Source organism: Exiguobacterium sp. s160 (assembly GCF_018617575.1).
Lineage (GTDB): Bacteria > Bacillota > Bacilli > Exiguobacteriales > Exiguobacteriaceae > Exiguobacterium > Exiguobacterium aestuarii_A.
Genome location: NZ_JACSKK010000002.1, coordinates 184,054 through 205,342 on the forward strand (window position 1 = coordinate 184,054; position 21,289 = coordinate 205,342).

Here is a 21,289-nt window from a genome sequence, read left to right on the forward strand (position 1 = left end):
TATGTATAGAGCCACAACAAATGAATACGAGAATGTGAGGAAAGAAACATGAGTTTGATGAAAAGAAATCAGTTGATGTTGTTGACGACGTTATTGATTGTATTGACGTCGGTTGTCGTCCATTTGCTTCACCGTTTTACGGAATTTGCCTACACGTATACGATTTTACGAAACGGCGCGGATGGCTATGTGTACTCGAGTGTGACATGGGTGCTCTTCGCACTCCCACTCGTCTTCCTCGGGATGATGCTCGTCAGCCTGAAGCGAGAAAGCAAGATGTTCCCGTATTGGATGATGCTGACACTCACCTTCGCGAGTATCTCGACGGTCGCAGGTGGACAAGGACTCGTTGAGTATCACTTCTCCATCTTTGTCGTTTTGGCCATCCTGTCGTTCATGCGTCGCATCGACTTGATTTTGTACAGTACCGGCATCTTTGCGGTACAGCATTTAGCAGGGTATTTTTTATTCCCTGCGCTCATTTGTGGAACGAGCGATTATCCGTTCAGCTTATTGCTCGTCCACGCCGTGTACTTGATTTTGCTCAGTGCCGTACTCGTCGCCCAGATCCATTTCCGCAACAAGGAGACGGAACGTGTCGAGGCGCACGAACAGGAGACACGACAGTTATTGCGACAAGCGATTCAAGACGTCAGTTCCCTCGTTCAGTCCTTGAATAGTCATGCGGAGGAACTCGAATCGGCTGCGAATCTGTCGCTCGAATCTGGGGAACAAATCGCCATCACAGTCGACCCGATTGTCGCGCACGCTTCGTCTCAACAAGCTTCGATGGTACAAGGTGCGGATGAGATTCAATCGATCCGTTCGCTGACCGCACTCATCCAAGAACGAATGGCGCAGACGGCAGCGGCTTCGTCCCGTATCGCCAAAGACGCTCTCTCCGGGAATACGGATATGCGTCTCATGGAAGAAAAAGTGCATGAAATCATCACGGAATCCGAGCAACTTGAGCAAATTGTCGCAACGATGACGAATCGTTCGTCTGAAATCCAGGGCATCTTGCAGCAAGTCGGCTCGATCAGTGAACAGACGAATATGCTCGCCTTGAACGCATCGATTGAAGCGGCCCGTGCCGGAGAGGCCGGTCGCGGATTCGCCGTCGTCGCCTCTGAAGTCGGGAAGCTTGCCGTTCAGTCCCGAGAATACGCATCGGAAATGACACGCGTCCTCGGTGGATTGATGGAAGATACGACGGTCGTCTCGAAGTCGGCTCACCTCTTCAAACAAGCGACTGAAAACTGCCAAACGGTCACAAACGACGTGACGGCTGTCTTCGGTCGTCTCACGGAAGACGTATCGGAAATCGATGCACAAATCGCCTCGATCCAAGAGACGCGACAACTCGTGACGACGCAGATGGAGACGCTCGAGACACGCCTCGAATCGACGAAACATGCTTCAAGTGAACTGCAACAACAGATTCACCACGTGGCCGCCGCAACAGAAGAACAGGTCGCCGTCCAAAAAGAACTCAGTTCCATGTCGGACCGTCTCGCCGTCACGGCGAACGCACTCGAAGATGTGACGACTCAACTCGAAGATCACGCATCACGCGCCTAACACAAATGCCCCCGACCGGTTGGTCGGGGGCATGCTTTTTATCGATCAAGCAATTGACGAATTCCTTCAACGAGCGGTGTGACCGGACGTCCGAGAACCGGTTCAAAGTCGCTCTCATGAATCTCGAGCGTTCCTTGACGGATGCTACGCTGAATGCCAGCGAGAAGTGCGACCACGTCATCAGGCATCCCTGCCCCGCGCATCGTCTCTTCATATGCCTCGAGATTCAGCTCTTGCATCATGACGTCACGTCCTAATACCTCACTGAGTGCATCGACTAGATCTTTTTGCGTATGGAGCGGTCCTGACAATTCATATACCGCACTCTCTTGCTGTTCTTTCAACAGGACGTTCGCCGCTGCTTCCGCATAGTCTTGTTGAAGCGCCCAGCCGACTTTTCCGTCCCGAGCCGCCGTGATCCACGGTGCCCCGTCAACGACTGCCTGCATGCTCGGTAATTCGTTCTCTAAGTACCAGTTGTTCCGCAAAAACGCATATGGAATTCCCGATTCCACAATCGCTTCTTCTGTGACGACGTGTGGAGGTGCCATCAAGTTCTCACTGTCTGTCGCATCGGCGAGACTCGTGTAGGCGATGAAGGAGACCCCAGCCCGTTTTGCCGCCTCGACCGCGTTCGTATGTTGACGAATCCGCGTGTCGTTATCGCCATCTGCCGAGATGATCAACAGACGCTCGACACCTTTAAACGCTTCATCGAGTGTGTCCGGCTGATCGAAATCTCCATGACGTACATCAACCCCACGTTCTTTCAGCGATGCTGCTTTCTCTGGATTGCGCACGCTAACCGCGAGCTCACTCGCATCGATGGATTTGAGTAACTCCTCTACAATTTTCGACCCTAATTTACCGGTTGCCCCGGTGACTAAATACTTCATACGGTCATCCCCTTTCTCATGCTTCAGACCATATTCCCGTTCTGTTCACGCAATTAACGTAACGGCACATGCCAACAAAAATAACATTTGACTTTAAGTTCATATGAACCTATATTAACAATATAGAAGTTCACTCGAACTCAAAAAGGAGGAATTGTTGTTGACCCTACTCATCGGGTTTTTACTCATCATCATCTTCATGCTCGCACTTGACCTCGGGGTGTTCCACCGCAAGGCACACGAAGTCTCGCTCCGCGAGGCGTGGACATGGACGTTTGTCTGGATCGGGATTGCCCTCGTGTTCGGGGGCTGGTTGTTCTACACGCAAGGTAGTACGGCGGCAACGGAATATGCGAGCGTGTACTTCATCGAGAAGGCACTCGCCATCGATAACGTCTTCGTCTTCTCACTTGTCTTTGCCTACTTCGCCATCCCGCTCAAGTATCAGCACAAAGTGTTGTTCTGGGGGATTCTCGGAGCCATTTTCTTCCGCGCTGTCTTCATCGTCGCTGGTGTATCACTGTTAGAAAACTTCGGTTGGGTGTATTACGTGTTCGGAGCGTTCCTCGTCTATACAGGTTGGATGATGTACAAGAACATCGGGAAAGACGAGTCGCTTGAAGAGAATAAGACGATTCGTTGGCTTGAGCGACGCCTTCCGATCACGCAAGACATTTCATCTGGGAAGTTCACGAAACGGATCAACGGGAAGTTGTTCTTCACACCGCTCTTCATCGCGCTCATCTTTATCGAATTGTCGGATATTGTCTTCGCCGTCGACTCGGTCGCCGCGAGCTTTGCGTATTCGCGTGACCCGTATATTATCTTCTATGCCAACATCATGGCGATTCTCGGACTCCGTAGTCTCTACTTCGTCCTTGCCAACTTGATCGATCGTTTCTACTATTTGAAACACGGTCTCAGTTTCATGCTCGTCTTTATCGGGGCGAAAATGATCTTTGGCGATGTATACAAGATGCCGATTTGGATGTCGCTCGGGACGATTGTTCTCGTCATCTTGATTAGCGTCCTCTATAGTTTCTACAAAACGAAACCTAGTTCGTCCAAACACGTATAATGAATCAATCGGTCCATTTCGTCGGTGTTCTTTCTTTGAAAATCGGGTAATCATTGAGGTGCACAACTACAGAAAAGGGGATTCATTATGTTTGATCGGATTGGCCTCATGAGTATCGGTCTCGTCTTCGGGATCATCCTCATGTTACTCTTCAATACCTTATTCGGATTGGTGTTCGGTGTCGTCCTTGGTGTCAGCCTCATCGCTGCAAACCAACTCGGACGAAACAAACGAACAACGATCCACTAACCAAAAAGCACGCGCTCCCATTGATTGGGGAGCGCGTGCTTTTGCGTTAAAACATCGTATACGGATTGATACTATTTGCTGGCGATGAACTGCTATACACATAGCTGTTCCGATGTACTTCGAAATGGAGATGGTTTCCGAACGAGTTGCCAGTATTTCCGACAGCTCCGATCGTAGCTCCTTTTGTGACCGTCTGTCCTTTGACGACATTGAGGCGGTCGAGGTGTGCGTACACCGTGATGTATGTTTGCCCGTTCAACTGATGGGTCATCATGATGTGATTCCCGTACGCCCCGTAATTCCGGGCGACGATGACTTGTCCAGACGCGGCAGCAATGACCGGTGTCCCTCTCGGTGCCGCCAAGTCGATGCCGTTATGGAACGTGTAACCGTATTGCCCGCTCGCCGGACCATATTTTTGCGTCAATGTCCCCTTTGTCGGGATGACCATCTTCGCTGTCGACGTCGTCGAGAGTGTCGTCACACTATACTTTTTCACATATGTACTCGATACGTAACGAGCTGTGCCGTTGAAGTTGATTTTCGTCCATCCCCCACTCACGCCGAGATATTTAAACGATTGACCCAACTTGGCGCTGCCGACGATCGCATACGTCGTACTCGGGCCCGAACGGACGTTTAAACTGTTGGTCGTGACTTTGACATAATACGTGGTCGCCGCTTCAGCAGGCGTACCGGCTGGGGTGAAGATTCCGATGGTGAGCAAGACGGCACAGAGGAGGGAGAGCATCTTTCGTTTCATGTTATGGTAAATCCTTTCAATTATGTATTTAAATTTTTAATTTTTATATTATCTTGATGAAAAAATTTTACCACCAAAACGAACCGACAAATATGTCATTTATATTTCAAATAAAGGAAAACAAATTCTAACTTACTTCCCTCATTTTTCCTAAATGCAAAAAACATACACAGCCACTCGGCTGTGTATGTCTGTTACTCTTGATTCTCTTCTGCGTTCTCTTCTTCATCCTCTAAATCTTTAATCAATTGCTTCATCTCTTCGATTTCACGGCGTTGCGCTTTGATGATCTCTTCCGACAGCTCTTTGACGCGCGGGTCTTCAATTTCGGCGCGCTCACTCGTCAAGATCGCGATCGAGTGGTGCGGGATCATCGCCTTCATCCAACTAACGTCATCGACCGTCGTCTGACTACGCACGAGCCAGAGCGAGGCACTGAAGACGAGGGCACTGACCCCTAGGATGATAAAGTTAAGAGTTTTATTCTTATACATTCCCCACATGAAGAGAAGCATGACGAATGCCATGACCGATCCCATGATGAGTGCCATATACAACCTGGTTTGACTAAAGAAAATATGATTGATTTGAAAGACGTTCAAATACATGAGCCAATACATAATGAATGTAGAGACTGCGATCATGATTCCAAATTTACCGTACGATTTCATCTCGTTCACCCTTTCTTGTTATGCATGTAGAAATACTATCCTACTTTCTATCCGATAAAACATTCTCCAAATCCCCGACTAATTTCCGTCCCAATTTCAGTCCGTTTCTGATAGGACTATTGCCCGTATATGGATTCCTTCTCGAATGTCGTATACTTGTTGTGAATGAATGTACAAATGTTTGCGAGGAGGTATGTCAATGCGCCGATTCCATAGGGTTAGGCAGAAACGCTCCGCTCGTCAAAAACAGGAACGCCATACGTTCTCCATCGCTTCCGTCGTGGAAGAAGTGCAGGATGCGATGTGTTATATCGATTTCTCGAAACACCGTCTCTATACGAATCATCTCCTTCATCACTGGTGCCCTTCGATGACGACTCAATCGTTCGCCTCGATGGAAGCATTGACTCGCTTTCTCTATACGACGTTCGAAGAACATGGTGCCGACATGGCGCAAGTCACCCATTTGATTCAAGAACTGCTTGAGTGCGAGACAGAGAAATGGCCAAGCATGACGTCACGACGTATTCAATTCGATGACCGGACGCTGCACCTGATCTTCAATTTCACCCGGACACCCCGGGGCGTCTTCATCATGTGGCGTGACCAAACGGAAGCCGTTCGCTTCGAAGAACGAAAAGATACATTTCTTGCTGAGTTGTCTCATGACTTCCGTACCCCTTTGACCGCAATCCATGGCTATACCGAATTGTTGATGGCGCGACATGAAGGTTCGGAGAAGTCTTATCACATGTTGGAACAAGTGAAACAAGAATCGGAACGGCTCGAGCGCCTCGTCGATAATTTTTTGGACTACCAAAAAGAAAGCTATACGGCCGAACAATTGACCGTGACGACATTCGCGCTTCGCCCCCTATTAGCGGACGTCATGGCGAGTTATCAAACGACTTCGCCACTTCATACAGTGACGTTTGAGACAAATGACGTCTGGATTCAAGCAGACGAAGAAAAGTTACGGCAATTGCTCCATAACTTGATCGGCAATGCCATCAAATATTCTCCCGATGGTGGGACCGTCCATACACAAGTCGAGGAATGTGACGGTACGGTGGTGTTGTCTGTATCTGATACTGGCATCGGCATTCCAGAAGATGCACTTCCGTATGTATTTGATGAATACTATCGTGTCGACTCCCTCGCTCATCAATCCATCAAAGGTACGGGGCTTGGTCTACGGATTTGCAAACGAATCGCTGAAGCCCACGGTTGGGGTATCCATGCAGACTCCACATACGGAGAGGGTACGACGTTCACGATTGAGCTTCATACCCGGCACACATGCCCCTTGCCACGAACATTCTTTACAATCACGTCCGACTGATTCGTTCAATCGGACGTTTTTTCATTTCGTGATGTAACACGATTCAATTTTGGGAATAGAGAAGTGACGAAGAGAGGAGGAAATGAAGATGAAACAACGAGGATACTTATCCATCCCGGTCGCTGTCGTGTTCGCCGTCGTTTTTGGTCTCACGCTCGATAACTGGTGGCTCGGGATTGGTATCGGCATCGCCATGTTTTTTGCGTTTCGAGGCACGAAGAAAAAAGCGTGAAGACCACCTATTTGATGGTCTTCTTATAGATTCTTGCTTCATACGGTCGCAACTGATTGGTCTCATTGTCTAGATTTTGTAAGACGAGATTATAACATGCTGTCGATACGGGTATAGGGTGAGAATCATCCGAATGATTGAGAATGATCAAAAATTGTTCTTCTCTCAGAGAACGCTCATATACATGCAACGTTTCATCATTTGGAAGCAAGTCTTTAAACTCACCATACACAAGTGCTTCATTTGATTTCCTTAATTGAATCAAACGTTGATAGTAACGAAACACTGAATCTTCCCGTTGCAAGTCCATTTCTACATTCAACTCAACGTAATTTTTATTTACACTCATCCAAGGTACCCCTTGTGTAAATCCAGCTTCTTTTTTGTTATTCCACTGCATTGGCGTCCGCGAGTTATCTCGACTTAATAGTTGCAAGCTGGTCAATACGTCATTTTCATTCCGTCCTTTATTCACTTCTTCTGCATACCGGTTTTTCATCGCTATATCTTGATAATCTTCAATCGAATCAAACGTGACACCAGTCATTCCTATTTCTTCACCTTGATAAATATAAGGTATTCCGGGCAATGTATGCGTCAAGGTTGCCAATAGCTTTGCCGATGCAACACGATGTTCCCCATCATTCCCATATCGAGTAACCTGACGCGTGTGGTCGTGATTGTTTAAAAATTGTGAGTTCCAGCCTTTCCCTTTCAACCCTTCATACCAATCGCGCTGAATTTCTTTGAAGCGAAGCATATCCCAAGTCGGCATCTCATCGGCGATTTGGAAATGAAACAACGTATTTAGCTCATGACGTTCCTCGTCTACATAGAGTGCGCCTTCTTTCGGTGTTACGAACGGTATCTCACCGACCGTCATGCAATCGTAGTGCCGCAGTACCTCCTCATGCATTTCTTGAAGGTACTCATGAATCCCGGGATTATTAGCTAAGTAACTCAAATTATATGGATCTTCGACATCAGATAAGTCTTTTCTCTTTGCGAGAAGATTGATGACATCCATTCGAAATCCGTCAATACCTTTATCGAGCCAAAACCGCATCATCTTATAGATTTCATGACGCAATTCTTCATTCTCCCAATTGAGGTCGGGTTGTTCGACGGCGAATGAATGGTAATAATACTGACCGCTGTGCTTATCCCATTCCCAACAAGACGGCTCAAAATATGATCGCCAATTGTTTGGCGCTTTTCCTTGCACTGGATCATGCCAAATATAGTAATCTCGCTTTGGTGAGTCTTTGCCCTTCTTTGATTCCAAGAACCACTGATGTTGATTCGAAGTATGGTTAACGACAAGATCCAGAATGATTTTCAGACCGAGTGCGTGTGCCTCTGTCAACAAACGTTCAAAATCCGCCATCGTTCCTGCTCGATCCATGACACCATAATAGTCGGCAATGTCATATCCATTGTCCTTATCCGGTGACACATAGAACGGATTGAGCCAGACAACATCCGCCCCAAGTTCTTTAATGTACGGTAACTTTTGACGCACACCTTCTAAATCACCATATCCATCTCCGTCTGTATCGAAAAAGCTTCGCCAATACACTTGATATACGACGGCCTCTTTCCACCAAGTCTGTTTCATTCAAACTCCCCCTCGTTAAAAATGCCTCGAGTGCAAACACTCGAGGCTTCATTTTTAAATTCGAACTAATAGCTTCTCTAGTGTGAGTTGCGTTGTGTCTTCGAAGACAACATCTGCCTCAGTCAAGACATGTGGGTCGCCAATTCCGACGGCAAACATACCTGCCTCATGGATGGCCGTGATTCCTGCAACTGCATCCTCAATACCGACACATTCTTTCGGATCGACTCGTAGCGCTTCAGCAGCTTTAAGAAATACTTCAGGATGTGGTTTTGAATGTATCACAGTTGCCGCATCAACAATATGGTCGAACGCTTCAAGCAATCCAAGTTGGCTCGTCACCATCTGAGCATTCTTCGATGCTGACGCCATTCCGATTTTGTAACCTGCTTCTTTTAGCTCTTTCAAGAACATTTCAATGCCTGGCAAGATATCTGCAGCCGTAATTTTTGAAATAAGTGATACATAGTGTTCATTCTTCTTTGTCGCAAGCAGCTCCTTCTCTTCAGCAGAAAAGTCATTCTCACGGCCGCCAAGTCGTAAGATTCGTTCCAATGATTCAGTTCGACTCACACCTTTGAGTGTCTCATTGAATGCTCGATCAAACGGAATCCCCAAATCTTCTCCGAGCTCTTTCCATGCTAAGTAATGATATTCGGCACTGTCGGTGATGACACCGTCTAGATCAAAAATAAAAGCTTTCATTTTCATTCTCCTTATTTATCTCCACCAATTCGTAAACCTTGCATGAAGTACTTATTCAGCATGATGTACAAAATGATGATTGGAATGATACTGACGACAGAAGCCGCCATGATGTAGTTCCACTGCGTGGCATTCTGACTTTGAAATGACTGAAGCCCGAGCGTAAGCGTATACTTTTCGGGTGATGTGATGTAAAGGAGCGGTTTTAAGAACTCGTTCCAGAACCCGAGGAACACGAAGACGGCCTGCGTTGCAACCGATGCACGCGCCATTGGGAAGACAATACGCCAAAACGTTTGGAATCGATTTAGTCCGTCTACTTGTGCAGCTTCTTCTACTTCGCGTGGGAAGTTGATAAAGAACTGTCTCATCAAGAAGATGTAGGAGAAGTTGATGGCTCCGGGAATGATCAACGCAGAGTATGTGTCGAGAATTCCAAGCGAACGCATGATCAAGTAGTTCGGAATGAGCAAGATTTGTCCCGGTACCATCATGACAGCCAAGATCAACAGGAATAAATAGTTACGTCCCGGAAACCGAAGACGTGCAAGCGAATAACCAGCCATTGTGTTAAAAATGACGTTCACAATGGTTCCTAGTGTTGCAATTAAAAAGGAGTTCATAATCCAACGTGGAAAAAGCGGATCTTCCGTAAAGATATGTTCAAAGTTTGCGAGCGTTGGATTCTCTGGCCAAAGTGTAAGCCCCCCAGCTACAATCTCGCTATACGGTTTGAACGATGCGAGCACTGCCCATAGGAATGGATACAGTGTGACGAGCGCGTAAGAGACGAGGATGACATACATGACAATACGCGGCCATTTTTTCTTTTTCATATCCATTCCTCCTTAATAGTTCGATTCTTCTTTATTCAACTTACGAGCAATCATCGAAACCGTGAAGATGATGATTGTCAAAATAATTGCCAGTGCTGACGCATATCCCATCGTTCCAATGGTCTTAAACGCATACTGATAAATGATGAGCGAGAATGTAAGTGTGGCGTTGTTCGGCCCACCGGTTCCACCTGAGATGATATATGCTTGGTCAAATAATTGGAAACAACCGATGATGCCCATCAACAGGACATAGTTCGTTACAGGAGTAAGGTTGGGAACTGTAATTTTCATCAGTTTTTGCCACGCATTTGCCCCATCAAGTGAAGCCGCCTCGTAAAGCGAAGACGGGATATCTTGTAGCCCTGCTAAATAGATTGTCATGAAGAATGGGACAGTAGACCAAATATTCATGACCATTATGGTCGTGAGGGCAAAATCGGTCTCGTTGATGAAGTTGATTGGTGCATCTAACAATCCCAAACTGACGAGAACATTGTTGATTGGTCCATTTAAACTGAACAAAAACATGAAAATCATGGTGAGTGCTGAACTTGAAGTAAGCGTCGGCAAGAAATAAATAGTCCGGAATGTATTTTGAAAACGAATCCCGGAATTTAAGACAGCCGCCATGAGAAGTGCAATTGCCGTTTGAATCGGTACAACAAAAAGAGCATAACGGAACGTATTTTTTAAAGCCGTCCAGACCCGATCATCGTTCCATGCGTTGATGTAATTTTCAAAGCCAACCCATTGGAAATCGATGCCGCCGAACAAATTCACGCGTGTAAATGATAAGAAAAGTGAATACGCAATCGGAAGCAACGTGAACGTCACTAAAATGATGATTGTCGGCAGCATAAATGTCATGCCTTGTACAGCTTCACGGCGATCACGTTCACTACCTTTCTTTTTTTTAGGTGGTGGTGCCTGTGACGCTGCATCCGTACGCCGGTTGATTTCGAGCTGTGTGCCCATATAATCGATCCTTCCTTCCCGAACAAAACGAGGCCCGCGCGATTACGCGAGCCCAATTGTTTCTTTATTTCAATTGCGTCTCGATATCTTTATTCGCAGTTTCTTCTGCTTTTTTCATCGCTTCTTCGAGTGTCATATCACCTTTCAAAGCAGCAGGTAACAAGTTGTTGTATTCACGAGCAATAATTGAAAGAGAATCGCCTTTTTGCCAAGGTGTCGCATAAGCTCCAGCCGCAACGAACGGTGCTTTCAATTCATCATCTTGAAGATTAAGTTCTTCGGCGATTGATTTGAGCGACGGGAGAACACCAGCTCCTTCAGACCAAATCTTCATCCCGTCTTTCGAAGTCGCGTAATTGATAAATTCCCAACCTGCCGCTTTTTCTTCCGAATCGCTATTGAGCGAATAAGAGACTGTGAACATCATCGAACCACTGTTGCCGTCAATTGTAGGAACTTCTTTCGTCCCCATTTCAACGTTCGGGAAGTTTTGTTCGATATGCGAGATTGCCCAGTTACCTTCAATCATGATTGCCGCTTTTTCAGCTCCAAATGAATCGCCTGCCCATCCTTGCCCTAAATCAGCAGGTCGTTGAACAAGTTTATCTTGATAGGCATCCACAAGTGGTTGCAATGCTTCAATTTGATCCTGTTGTGACAATACCGCCATTCCATTTTCATCAACGATATCCGTTCCACCTGATTGTAGGACGAACATATGACGCGCGAGTTCAGATGTGGTAATTGCTGGTGTCACACCAGATGGGAGCTTTTCTTGTAACTCTCCTAAAAATTCAGGAAGCTGCCCCATCTCTGTCGGGATATCATCTGCTGTGAAACCAGCATCTTCAATCAACTTTTTGTTGTAGTAAAGTCCGAGAGTGGAATAATCTTTTGGAAGACCGAATAATTGATCGTCAGATTTAAAAGCATTAATGGCTGGTTCATAAAAGTCGCCTAAATCTTTTTCTGCTTGTTCGATATATTGATCAAGTGGTTCGAGTACACCTTGTTTAGAAAGTTCAGGTGCTAAAAAAGCATCTACATAAAACACATCTGGTGCCGTTCCGCCGACGAGGTCAGTTTGGAGCTGTGTTTGATAATCATTGTAGACTTTCTTTTTAACTTTGATTCCAGTCTCTTCAGTGAAAGCTGCTAACAATTCATCGAATGCTTTTACTTCAGCATCTGTTCCTTTCCATGTCCCTACCGTGATTTCTTTACCTTCAAGTTCAGATGGATCTGAAGCGACTTGCGCCTCCTCTTCACCACCACAAGCTGCAGTAAAGACAAGTCCTGATAGCATAACAATCGATAATGGCTTAGATACTTTTTTATTCATCAATCATTTCCTCCTTAAGTGTAATGTCGACCAAATTAAAGTAACCGCTTTCAACTCACAACTAGATTTTATACCCGAAACGTTTCGGAAATCAAGAACTTTTTTAGAACCCTTAAAAAATGCTTTCAATTCAAGGTTTACAAGATATTCATATACAGACTAAACTAGATGTACCTATAAATTTTACTTAATTTACTCACAACGTTTTCATAAAAGGAGTATTGTATGATGGCCACATTAAAAGACGTTTCTAAAGCATCCGGTTTTTCCATCACTACTGTATCTCGAGCCTTAAACGGCTACGATGATGTAAACAAAGAGACACGGGACAAGATTTTAAATGTCGCTAAAGAACTTGGTTATAGCCCGAACATTTTGGCACGCAGTTTGGTCAAAAAGCAATCCAAGACAATCGGCTTTCTCGTCACTGATTTAAAACGCGAGAGTATTAAAGATAACTTTATGTTCGAGACTTTATGCGGTGTATCAGATGAATTGTCTGACCTTGATTACGAGTTCGTTCTTTTATCGACTACGACCTCAAAGCAAAAAAATAAAACGTACAGTCAAATGTGCGCAGAACGTCAACTAGACGGGGTTGTTATTCAAGGATTAAAACGAGACGACCCCTACTTACTCGAGGCAATCGAAAGCACAGTACCTTGCGTACTGGTCGACATTCCTGTCGAAGGGATCAATACAGGTTATGTGACCTCAAATCAGCTCGAGAGCGCTAAACAAGCCGTTCGTTATCTCATCCGACTCGGACACCGACATATTGCATTTATGAACGGTGCACCACACGCCTATGTTTCGACTGTACGATATGATGCCTATCGACAAGTGCTACACGATCACGAAATCGACTTCCAAGAAGAATATGTGTTAAACGGAGATTTTGAAGAACTCGCCTCAAAAGATGCAGCACTTCCTTTTTTGTTGAATCACCCTGAAGTGACAGCGTTTTTCTGTGCATCCGATGTCATGGCACTTGGCGTTCTCCAGGCAACGAGAGAACTCGGCTTAAACGTTCCAGAAGATCTATCAATCATCGGATTTGACAATATCTTATTGTCTCAGTACGTATCCCCACCGTTAACCACTGTTGGACAACAACCTTATGAAATGGGGCGAAAAGCCGCATCGATGATTGTCAATATTGTAGAAGGTCAGGATGTGCCCCATGAAGCTTTCGTCAATAATCAGTTAATCCTGCGAGAATCGGTCACAAAAAATCGGCGATGATTAGTCATCGCCGATTTTTCGTATCGTCATAAATGCAAAGATACCGACAGTCGCCCAATATAAAACAGAGAGCATAGACACATTGATTGGCAATAATTCAATAACTGAACGCACAATCAAAGGTGCTGTGATGCCATAAGCTGTAATGGTCCATGCCTCTTTATAACGAATCGGTACAAAGCGTCGAAACCCGAGACCTGCTAGAGCCAGAAGGGAAATTAACAGAAAATGCAAAACCAAATCAAACATAGTAGCCCCGTACACGTAAATGGGATAGAACCAGTTCAATTCTTTTAATAAAACGTCTAAATCACGTTCTGCCACGTCTGACCGTCCCACAAAATCAAGCAACGTCTGATAACTTTCCAAATCTGTCTCGACTCCGCTTCGCTTGAATGCCCAACCAGATTCCATAAGGACTAGCGTTTGGCGTGCATCCGTTTTCTGTTCCTCTCCCACCATTACAGACAAATCGAGAACAGGAACATCAAACGTAAAAGACTGCTCATACCGAAGACCATCCTCCGTTATCTGAAATGAAGGCAAGTTTTCCTCAACCACCTCAGGTTGTCCCATCCATTTCACTCCATATACGAGTGCATTGGCGAATAGGACAGCAATCGCTACATAAAAAATTGATTTCCAAATCGATTGTGATCTCCACGTTTTCACTTTCTCGAATTGAAAGCCTAAACTAGCAATCATTTGTTCCATGTTAGTCCTCTTTTCTAAAACGTTTCTGCCACCATTTAATCACGTTCTTAAAACAATTGAAAGAAAATATAGCAAAATCGCTATTGAATATCCGAAACGTTTCGGATAGAATGGTGACGAATCAAGAAAGCGCTTTATCATACAGGAGGTTATATGGTGACGAATACATTGATGAACTATACGACTGGCAGAGAAGATTTACAGCATTGGCTCGTATCTGAAGACGGGTTTCGCCCGGAATGGCTCGGGAAAGGTGAATCGGTATTTTCTCTCGGAAATGGATACATGGGGTTACGTTCTGTCACAGAAGAACATTATGCGAATGAAACACGCAACTTGTTCGTGGCCGGGACATTCAATAAGTTCGCTGAGAATGAAGTGACCGAACTTCCGAATGCAGCAGACCTTTTATGGATGGAGTTCAAATTAGACGGTGTACGTTTTGATTTGACACAGGGAAATATCCTTTCTTATCGCCGTACGCTTAATTTGAAAGAAGCTGAACTCGTACGTAACATCACATGGCAAAGTCCGAATGGAAATGTTTACGACCTTACTTTCCGACGCTTCGTCTCAATGGATAACCTGCACGTAATTGCTCAACGAGTGACCATAACGCCGAAACAAAACAGTGTTCTCTCACTTACTTCAGGTATTAATGGACAAACGACAAACAGTGGTGTCCAGCACTTCTTAGAAGGGAACAAACGACTTTATGACGGACGTTTTATGCAACAGATCCAAACGACGACTGAATCTGGCATCGATTTTGTCTTCCATAGCGTCCATCGTTTTTACCGACGTGAATCAATGAATCCGACATCCATTATCAAAATGGATCGCCGTCAAATTTTCTTTGACTATTCGGATATTGAGATTCCAGCGAATGAAGTATTTACGATTGAAAAATACTCGACCGTCTTCACTTCTCGTGATCACGAAGTGACAGTCGATTCGACAGAAGAACTCGCAGATCTTGCGTTGGATATCACACGTAAAATCGAATCGGAAGGGTATGATTACTTGCTCGACAGACATGTTCAAGCATGGGATGAGCTTGTTTGGTCACGAACGCCAATCACTATAAAATCAAAAGATATGTTCGACCAGCTAGCAATCCGATTTGCTCAATACCATCTTGCAGTCATGACACCGAAGCATGATAATCGGATGAACATTGGAGCAAAAGGTTTGTCCGGCGAAGGGTATAAAGGACATACATTCTGGGATACGGAAATCTTTATCCTGCCCTACTACACGTATACGAATCCAACAATCGCTCGCAGCTTGCTCGAGTATCGTTATCTCTCGCTACCCGGGGCACATCGGAAAGCGAAAGAGAATGGATACGATGGCGCAATGTTCCCGTGGGAATCAGCATGGCTTGATGACGGTGAAGTTACACCAATCTGGGGTGCTGCAGACATTGTCACAGGTGAGGCAACAAAAATTTGGTCTGGTTTTATCGAGCAACACATTACCTCGGATGTCGCTTTTGCAGCTTGGCAATATTACCATGTCACGGGTGACCAAGAATTTATGGACAATTACGGATATGAGCTTTTAATTGACACCGCAAAATTCTGGGCGAGTCGCCTTGAGTGGAATGAAACATACGACCGTTATGAAATCAATCAAGTCGTCGGACCAGATGAATATAAAGAACACGTCAACAATAACGCATTCACGAATTATACAGCTCACTGGAACATTCAAAAAGCGATTGAGTATGTAGAATTGTTACGTATTGAAAAACCGAACCTGTTCCAACAATTGAACGAAAAGCTTGATTTGGAAACGGCCGAAACACGATTCCGCCATGTTCTTGACTTGATTTACTTGCCTCGAGTGCGCGAAGACGGAGTCTTGCCACAAGATGATACGTATTTGCAAAAACAAATCATCGATTTGAGCAAATACAAAAATCAAGAAAACGTTGGCTCCATGTTCTATGACTATAATCTAGAACAAGTCAACGAGATTCAAGTATCAAAACAAGCAGACGTGATGATTTTGATGTATTTGCTTGAAGATTTATTCTCAGCAGATGTCAAACGAGCAAACTGGGAATACTATGAACCGAAGACATTACACGACTCATCGCTCTCTCTCTCAACTCATAGTGTCCTTGCATCTGATCTCGGTAACCGCGAACTTGCCTACAGTTTATTCCGTCGGGCCTCTGAAATCGATCTGGGACCAAACATGAAAACGTCTGATGCAGGTATTCATGCGGCTTCACTTGGTGGAATTTGGCAAGCTGTCGTAAACGGTTTTGGCGGTGTACGTATGACCAGTGGAAACTTACGAATTTCTCCAATGTTGCCGGAAGCTTGGGATGAACTCACTTTCTCAATCAATTGGAAAGGTGAAACACTCGACATTTATGCATCACATGACAAAGTTGTGCTTACACGTCGTGCACCTTCAACTGAGCCACTCACTGTCGAAATTTATGGCGAAAAACAGACTATTACGGACACATTTACAAGTGAAGTGTTATCCGTATGACGTATCGTCCTATCTACCATTTCGCGCCACCTTTTGGTTGGATGAACGATCCTAATGGTCTTTGCCAGTTCAACGGTGTCTACCATCTGTTTTATCAGTATCATCCGTTTGGCGTAAATTGGGATGATATGCATTGGGGGCATGCCACCTCAACAGATTTAATCCGTTGGGAACATAAGCCGATTGCTCTACGTCCAGGAGATGATTACGATCGAGACGGTATTTTTTCAGGTAGTGCGTTAATCAAAGGCAATATGCTTCATTTGTATTACACAGGCAACACGTGGTTAGATGAAAAGCGTGAAACGTTGCGTCAAGTTCAATGTCTTGCCACATCAATAGATGGATTATCGTTTCAAAAAAGTGTACACAATCCACTCATATCGGAAATTCCCGAACATGGAAATGCCCATGTTCGGGATCCCAAAGTGTGGGCTGACAACGATAAATTCTATATGATTCTTGGTACACGTGATGAACTGAATGGAAAAGTTGTGCTCTACGAATCAGATGATGCCCTTCACTGGAGAGAACAAGGCATCATGGCAGAGGGAACTGGGGAGCATGGATGGATGTGGGAATGTCCCGATCTTTTTACTCTGAATGGTCATGATGTATTGTTACTCTCTCCACAAGGAATGGAACCAACAGGAGATCGTTATCACAACCTACATCAATGCGGTTATTTCATAGGTAAGTTCGATGTAACTACGACACAGTTCACACATGGTTCGTTCTCCGAGTTAGATTATGGTCATGACTTTTACGCTGCCCAAACCTTTCTCGATGATCAAGGTAGACGAATTTTGATTGCTTGGAACGCGATGTGGGAACAAGATTGGCCGGAGCAACGAGAAGGCTGGACGAACCAGATGACCATACCACGTGAATTAAGCATAAGGAATAATCGACTCTGGATGACTCCGATTGAAGAAATGAAATGGTTACGTCAATGTTCCTTCCCTCTCGAATCATCTTTTTTCTCAGGAAAAGCGTTTGAGCTTGAGTTTGACGTGCAAGGCGCATTTCAATTCAGTTGCTTCCAAGGTACCGCTACACTTTCCGTCGCTAAAGGCTACATCCAACTCGTTCGAAACAAAACAGAACGAAGAATTCAGGCTAACTGTGAACGAGTTCGTCTATTCATCGATTCTTCTTCTATCGAAATTTTTGTAAATGATGGTGAGTATGTCTTTTCTAGTCGTATCTATCCAGTCAATCACACATTACAACATCACCTTACTGGCAACATTTCAAATATCATGTACCATTCCTTTGAGTCAGGAGAATGAAGCAGGTCCGAAATCAATTCGGATTTGCTTTTTTTTGCATATTACGAAGCATTTTATAATTGACATTATTTTGGAGACTGCTACGGTTAACGTATAGTCTATCGAAAAGGTCGTGAAGGAATGACGCTCACCGTCTTGTTATTGAACGCCTGTGTTGCGTTTACCGGGTTTTATATCATCTCGAAGATTTATCATTCTACGCTCTTCCATTCACAATTTTTCCGTAGCTTTATCATCGGTCTATTGGCCGGTGCGCTCGGTCTTTTTTTGATGTACAACGCCGTCGAGGCCAACGATACGGTACGTGTGGATTTACGTCACTTACCGCTCGTCCTACTCGCGTTTTACGGTGCTCGGGCACCCTTGTTTATTGCGACACTCGTCATTGCGAGCACGCGTTTCTTGTTCGGGATGACAGAACAAGCTTTCATCGCCTTTATCGCGACGTTCATCGTCAGTATCGGGATGCTCTGGATTCATCGTTTGCTTCGTGAGCGACTCTTTTTACAAAGCATCTTTCTAAACGTGTGGGCGCTATTCATTATTTCGCTCGCCGTTTATATCAATATGGGTTGGAACGCGGCATACGTATCCCTCGTCTTGACCATTTGGATGGTCGGCATGCTCGTCGGTCTCCTCTCGAGTACACTTACCATCGACTTAGAGAAGACGACTCGACGCGCACTCGAATATAAACAATCTTCCGAACGGGACCACTTGACGGGACTGTTCAACCGTCGCGTCTGGGACCGCTACACCGCCTCGCTCGGTGAGGACGACCGGACGTACAACATCCTCGCGCTCGATATCGATCACTTCAAACACGTGAACGATACATACGGTCACGGGAATGGCGATCTCGTCTTACAACAGTTCGCTGACATTCTAAAAGTAGAGACGCGCGCACACGACACCGTCGCTCGGATCGGCGGCGAAGAGTTTGTCATCTTGATGTACGATTTGACGCCAGAGAAAGTGGATAAAGTGGCCAACCGGATTCGGGAACGCGTTGCTACTGAAACGTTCTACTTGAACGACTTCCCACCGATTCAAATCACGACGTCTGTCGGGGTCGCACACGGTACCGCCCTTCCTATCAAACGGATGGTCGACCTCGCAGATTCGGCACTCTATCAAGCGAAAAGTGAAGGACGCAACCAAGTCGTCGTCTCAACATATGCGTCACCAGAACCGATCATGACATGAACGAACCCCGCTCCTTCATAGGAAGCGGGGTTTTGTCTGCTTATTTTGCGAACCGTTCAACTTCATCCGTCATGATGGCTGCCACCGGCATCGAAGGCAAATCTTTCACGTCGTTGATCGTGTAGACACGTGTCTCGAGCGGCGTCCGTTTCATCTCTTCCCACGCTTTTGAGCCGATAAACTCGGCCTGTGCATGAATCGCCTCGGCTCGAATCGTTTCAGCGAACGAGACGGTGTCCGATTCTCCCGTGAGCGTCAAGACGGCAAGGCGTGCGTGCGGTGCCACATCCCGCATTCGGACGAGCGTCTCCCGATTGAACGAGGAGAAGACGACGCGCTCCGTCATGTGAAACTCATCGACGGCGAGCCAGGCGAGTCGTTCGATGCCCGGATACGCGTATTGGTCCGTTTTCAATTCAACGTTCAACGTGACGTCACTCCGTTCAATCAAGCCGAGCACTTCTTCTAATGTCGGGATGCGTTCATACCCGTCAATCTTCAATTGACGTAGCTCCTGAAGTGTCATGTCTTTTACCCACCCGGTCCCATCTGTCGTTCGATCGACTGTCTCGTCATGGATGACGACAAGTCGACCGTCTTTTGACAGTTGCACGTCGAGCTCGATTCCGTCCACATACGGGAGGGCCGCCTCGAACGCCGACAACGTATTTTCCGGGTAATTGGCGCTATACCCACGATGTGCGTAAATCAACATCTCATTGCCCCAAGGTGGAAGTCGTCTCTTGGGCCGCACGCTTCAATGCGTCTTCGACCGATACGCCTTGATACAAACTCTCCATCGCATTGACGACGCTCTGACGCGATTGCGGGAACGTCGAGATGAGTGCACCTTGTGTCGCTGGTGATGGCTTTGTCTCGCTGAGCTGGTCCACCGTCACTTTGAGCTGTGGATATTTCGCCCACATTTCTTCGACAATCGGTTCATTGTACGCATCAGGATTGATGGCGAAGTAACCTGTGTCGACATGCCACTGCGCCTGTGCTTCCGTTGAAGACACGTACTTCATGAATTCCCATGCGCCTTCTTTCGTTTCTTCGGCGATACCGTCACCCATCCAGAGTGATGCGCCACCGATGACGACGCCTTGACGGTCTGCTTCGTTCGGTACTGGCAAGTAAGAAGCACCGATTTCAAAGTCTGCGCTGTCCGCGACAGTACGGATACCGGCTGATGAGTCGAGATACATGGCGACTTTACCCGATTGGAACGCTGCACGCATATCGTCCCAGTTTTGACCGACGTTTAGGAACGTCTTCTCGTCGTACATCTCTTTGATCAAGTTGAACGCATTCTGTCCTTCTTCCCCATCGAACACGGCCTTCGTCGGATCTCCACTGCGCCCGTTTTCGTTATCGACGTAAAGTCCACCTTGTGCGGCCACAAGCTGTTCAAAGAACCAGCCATAGTTGAGCATCGTGAATCCGGTCTGGTCGTCCGTCGTCAACTTCTTCGCTGCTGCTTTCAATTCGTCATACGTGCGCGGTGCCTTCTCCGGGTCAAGTCCCGCCTCTTTAAATGCATCCTTATTATAGATGAGGACAGGTGTCGACGAGTTGAACGGCATTGAGTATTGCTTGCCGTCCACTTGGTAATAGCTCAAGATGTTCTCTTCCCACACGCTCGTGTCAAAGTTCTCTTTGTCGATGAACTCTTGGACCGGTGTGATTTTGTTTGAGTCGATCATGTACTTCGTTCCGACCTCGAACGTCTGCATGATGGCTGGCGCGTCTTCCGAACCGGCGACGGCGTTGAATTTCGTCAGCGCCTCTTCGTATGTTCCTTGGAAAATCGGTTTCACTTCATAGTCATCTTGCGACGCGTTGAATGCGTCGACCTGCGTATTGAGCGCTGTCTCCAAATCCCCGCTCATGGCGTGCCAAAAGACGACTTCTGTCTTCCCGTCTTCGGTTGTCGCCGCGATCGGAGCCGCTTCTTCACTGCCACATGCCCCGAGTAATAACACTGAACTTGCCAACCCTGCGAATACTCCAAATTTTTTCATTTTGTC

The 21,289-nt window shown here is 46.0% G+C and carries 20 protein-coding genes; 9 read left to right on the plus strand and 11 right to left on the minus strand.

The features are described from left to right. Positions 1-48 precede the first annotated feature (48 nt). A complete protein-coding gene (locus KNO86_RS06785) occupies positions 49-1,581 on the plus strand; it encodes a methyl-accepting chemotaxis protein (RefSeq protein WP_214694413.1) in 1,533 nt (510 codons plus the stop codon). A 38-nt stretch (positions 1,582-1,619) separates the two neighbouring features. Here the strand turns inward: KNO86_RS06785 and KNO86_RS06790 are convergent, their stop codons facing one another. Next, entirely contained in the window at positions 1,620-2,477 is an 858-nt protein-coding gene (locus KNO86_RS06790) for an SDR family oxidoreductase (protein WP_214694415.1), read from the minus strand. Between the two features lie 160 nt (positions 2,478-2,637). On the opposite strand from KNO86_RS06790, the gene KNO86_RS06795 reads away from it, so the two are divergent. Next, positions 2,638-3,555, plus strand: coding sequence for a TerC family protein (locus KNO86_RS06795; RefSeq protein ID WP_214694417.1), 918 nt, complete (start codon positions 2,638-2,640; stop codon positions 3,553-3,555). Positions 3,556-3,642: 87 nt separating this feature from the next. Continuing rightward, positions 3,643-3,804, plus strand: a complete 162-nt coding sequence (locus KNO86_RS06800; protein ID WP_214694419.1) for a hypothetical protein — start codon at positions 3,643-3,645, stop codon at positions 3,802-3,804. A 46-nt stretch (positions 3,805-3,850) separates the two neighbouring features. On the opposite strand, the gene KNO86_RS06805 is transcribed toward KNO86_RS06800, so the two are convergent. After that, positions 3,851-4,567, minus strand: a complete 717-nt coding sequence (locus KNO86_RS06805; protein WP_214694420.1) for a peptidoglycan DD-metalloendopeptidase family protein — start codon at positions 4,565-4,567, stop codon at positions 3,851-3,853. Positions 4,568-4,761: 194 nt separating this feature from the next. After that, positions 4,762-5,238, minus strand: a complete 477-nt coding sequence (locus KNO86_RS06810; protein ID WP_214694422.1) for a DUF305 domain-containing protein — start codon at positions 5,236-5,238, stop codon at positions 4,762-4,764. Between the two features lie 199 nt (positions 5,239-5,437). Here KNO86_RS06810 and KNO86_RS06815 point away from each other — a divergent pair, with 199 nt between their 5' ends. Further along, on the plus strand, positions 5,438-6,580 hold the full coding sequence (locus tag KNO86_RS06815) for a sensor histidine kinase (protein ID WP_214694424.1): 1,143 nt from the start codon (positions 5,438-5,440) through the stop codon (positions 6,578-6,580). Between the two features lie 88 nt (positions 6,581-6,668). Next, positions 6,669-6,812, plus strand: coding sequence for a hypothetical protein (locus KNO86_RS06820; protein ID WP_026825140.1), 144 nt, complete (start codon positions 6,669-6,671; stop codon positions 6,810-6,812). A gap of 7 nt (positions 6,813-6,819) precedes the next feature. Here the strand turns inward: KNO86_RS06820 and KNO86_RS06825 are convergent, their stop codons facing one another. From KNO86_RS06825 to KNO86_RS06845, 5 genes are all read right to left on the minus strand, one after another. Beyond that, the gene (locus KNO86_RS06825; protein WP_214694426.1) at positions 6,820-8,430 is read right to left on the minus strand and encodes an alpha-glucosidase; all 1,611 of its coding nucleotides are present in this window, start codon (positions 8,428-8,430) and stop codon (positions 6,820-6,822) included. Positions 8,431-8,484: 54 nt separating this feature from the next. Beyond that, entirely contained in the window at positions 8,485-9,135 is a 651-nt protein-coding gene (gene pgmB, locus KNO86_RS06830) for a beta-phosphoglucomutase (protein ID WP_214694428.1), read from the minus strand. Positions 9,136-9,146: 11 nt separating this feature from the next. After that, on the minus strand, positions 9,147-9,971 hold the full coding sequence (locus tag KNO86_RS06835; RefSeq protein WP_214694430.1) for a carbohydrate ABC transporter permease: 825 nt from the start codon (positions 9,969-9,971) through the stop codon (positions 9,147-9,149). A 12-nt stretch (positions 9,972-9,983) separates the two neighbouring features. After that, complete coding sequence (locus KNO86_RS06840) at positions 9,984-10,949, minus strand: carbohydrate ABC transporter permease (protein ID WP_214694432.1); 966 nt, start codon at positions 10,947-10,949, stop codon at positions 9,984-9,986. Positions 10,950-11,013: 64 nt separating this feature from the next. Continuing rightward, on the minus strand, positions 11,014-12,291 hold the full coding sequence (locus KNO86_RS06845) for an ABC transporter substrate-binding protein (protein ID WP_214694434.1): 1,278 nt from the start codon (positions 12,289-12,291) through the stop codon (positions 11,014-11,016). Positions 12,292-12,519: 228 nt separating this feature from the next. Between KNO86_RS06845 and KNO86_RS06850 the strand changes: the two genes are divergently transcribed. Further along, on the plus strand, positions 12,520-13,536 hold the full coding sequence (locus KNO86_RS06850; RefSeq protein ID WP_214694436.1) for a LacI family DNA-binding transcriptional regulator: 1,017 nt from the start codon (positions 12,520-12,522) through the stop codon (positions 13,534-13,536). Here KNO86_RS06850 and KNO86_RS06855 read toward each other — a convergent pair whose 3' ends face one another. Further along, on the minus strand, positions 13,537-14,250 hold the full coding sequence (locus tag KNO86_RS06855; protein WP_214694443.1) for a DUF1189 domain-containing protein: 714 nt from the start codon (positions 14,248-14,250) through the stop codon (positions 13,537-13,539). A gap of 153 nt (positions 14,251-14,403) precedes the next feature. Between KNO86_RS06855 and KNO86_RS06860 the strand changes: the two genes are divergently transcribed. The 3 genes from KNO86_RS06860 (at position 14,404) to KNO86_RS06870 (ending at position 19,259) form a co-directional block, all read left to right on the plus strand. Then, entirely contained in the window at positions 14,404-16,761 is a 2,358-nt protein-coding gene (locus KNO86_RS06860; RefSeq protein ID WP_214694445.1) for a glycoside hydrolase family 65 protein, read from the plus strand. Next, the gene (locus KNO86_RS06865) at positions 16,758-18,053 is read left to right on the plus strand and encodes a glycoside hydrolase family 32 protein (protein ID WP_214694447.1); all 1,296 of its coding nucleotides are present in this window, start codon (positions 16,758-16,760) and stop codon (positions 18,051-18,053) included. Before KNO86_RS06860 ends, KNO86_RS06865 begins: the two co-directional genes overlap by 4 nt. Positions 18,054-18,173: 120 nt before the next feature. Then, positions 18,174-19,259 (plus strand): GGDEF domain-containing protein, encoded by a 1,086-nt coding sequence (locus KNO86_RS06870; protein WP_214694449.1) that lies wholly within the window; start codon positions 18,174-18,176, stop codon positions 19,257-19,259. Positions 19,260-19,299: 40 nt separating this feature from the next. Here KNO86_RS06870 and KNO86_RS06875 read toward each other — a convergent pair whose 3' ends face one another. Beyond that, the gene (locus KNO86_RS06875) at positions 19,300-19,974 is read right to left on the minus strand and encodes a glycerophosphodiester phosphodiesterase (protein ID WP_214694451.1); all 675 of its coding nucleotides are present in this window, start codon (positions 19,972-19,974) and stop codon (positions 19,300-19,302) included. A 1-nt stretch (position 19,975) separates the two neighbouring features. Continuing rightward, complete coding sequence (locus tag KNO86_RS06880) at positions 19,976-21,283, minus strand: ABC transporter substrate-binding protein (RefSeq protein WP_214694458.1); 1,308 nt, start codon at positions 21,281-21,283, stop codon at positions 19,976-19,978. Positions 21,284-21,289 lie beyond the last annotated feature (6 nt).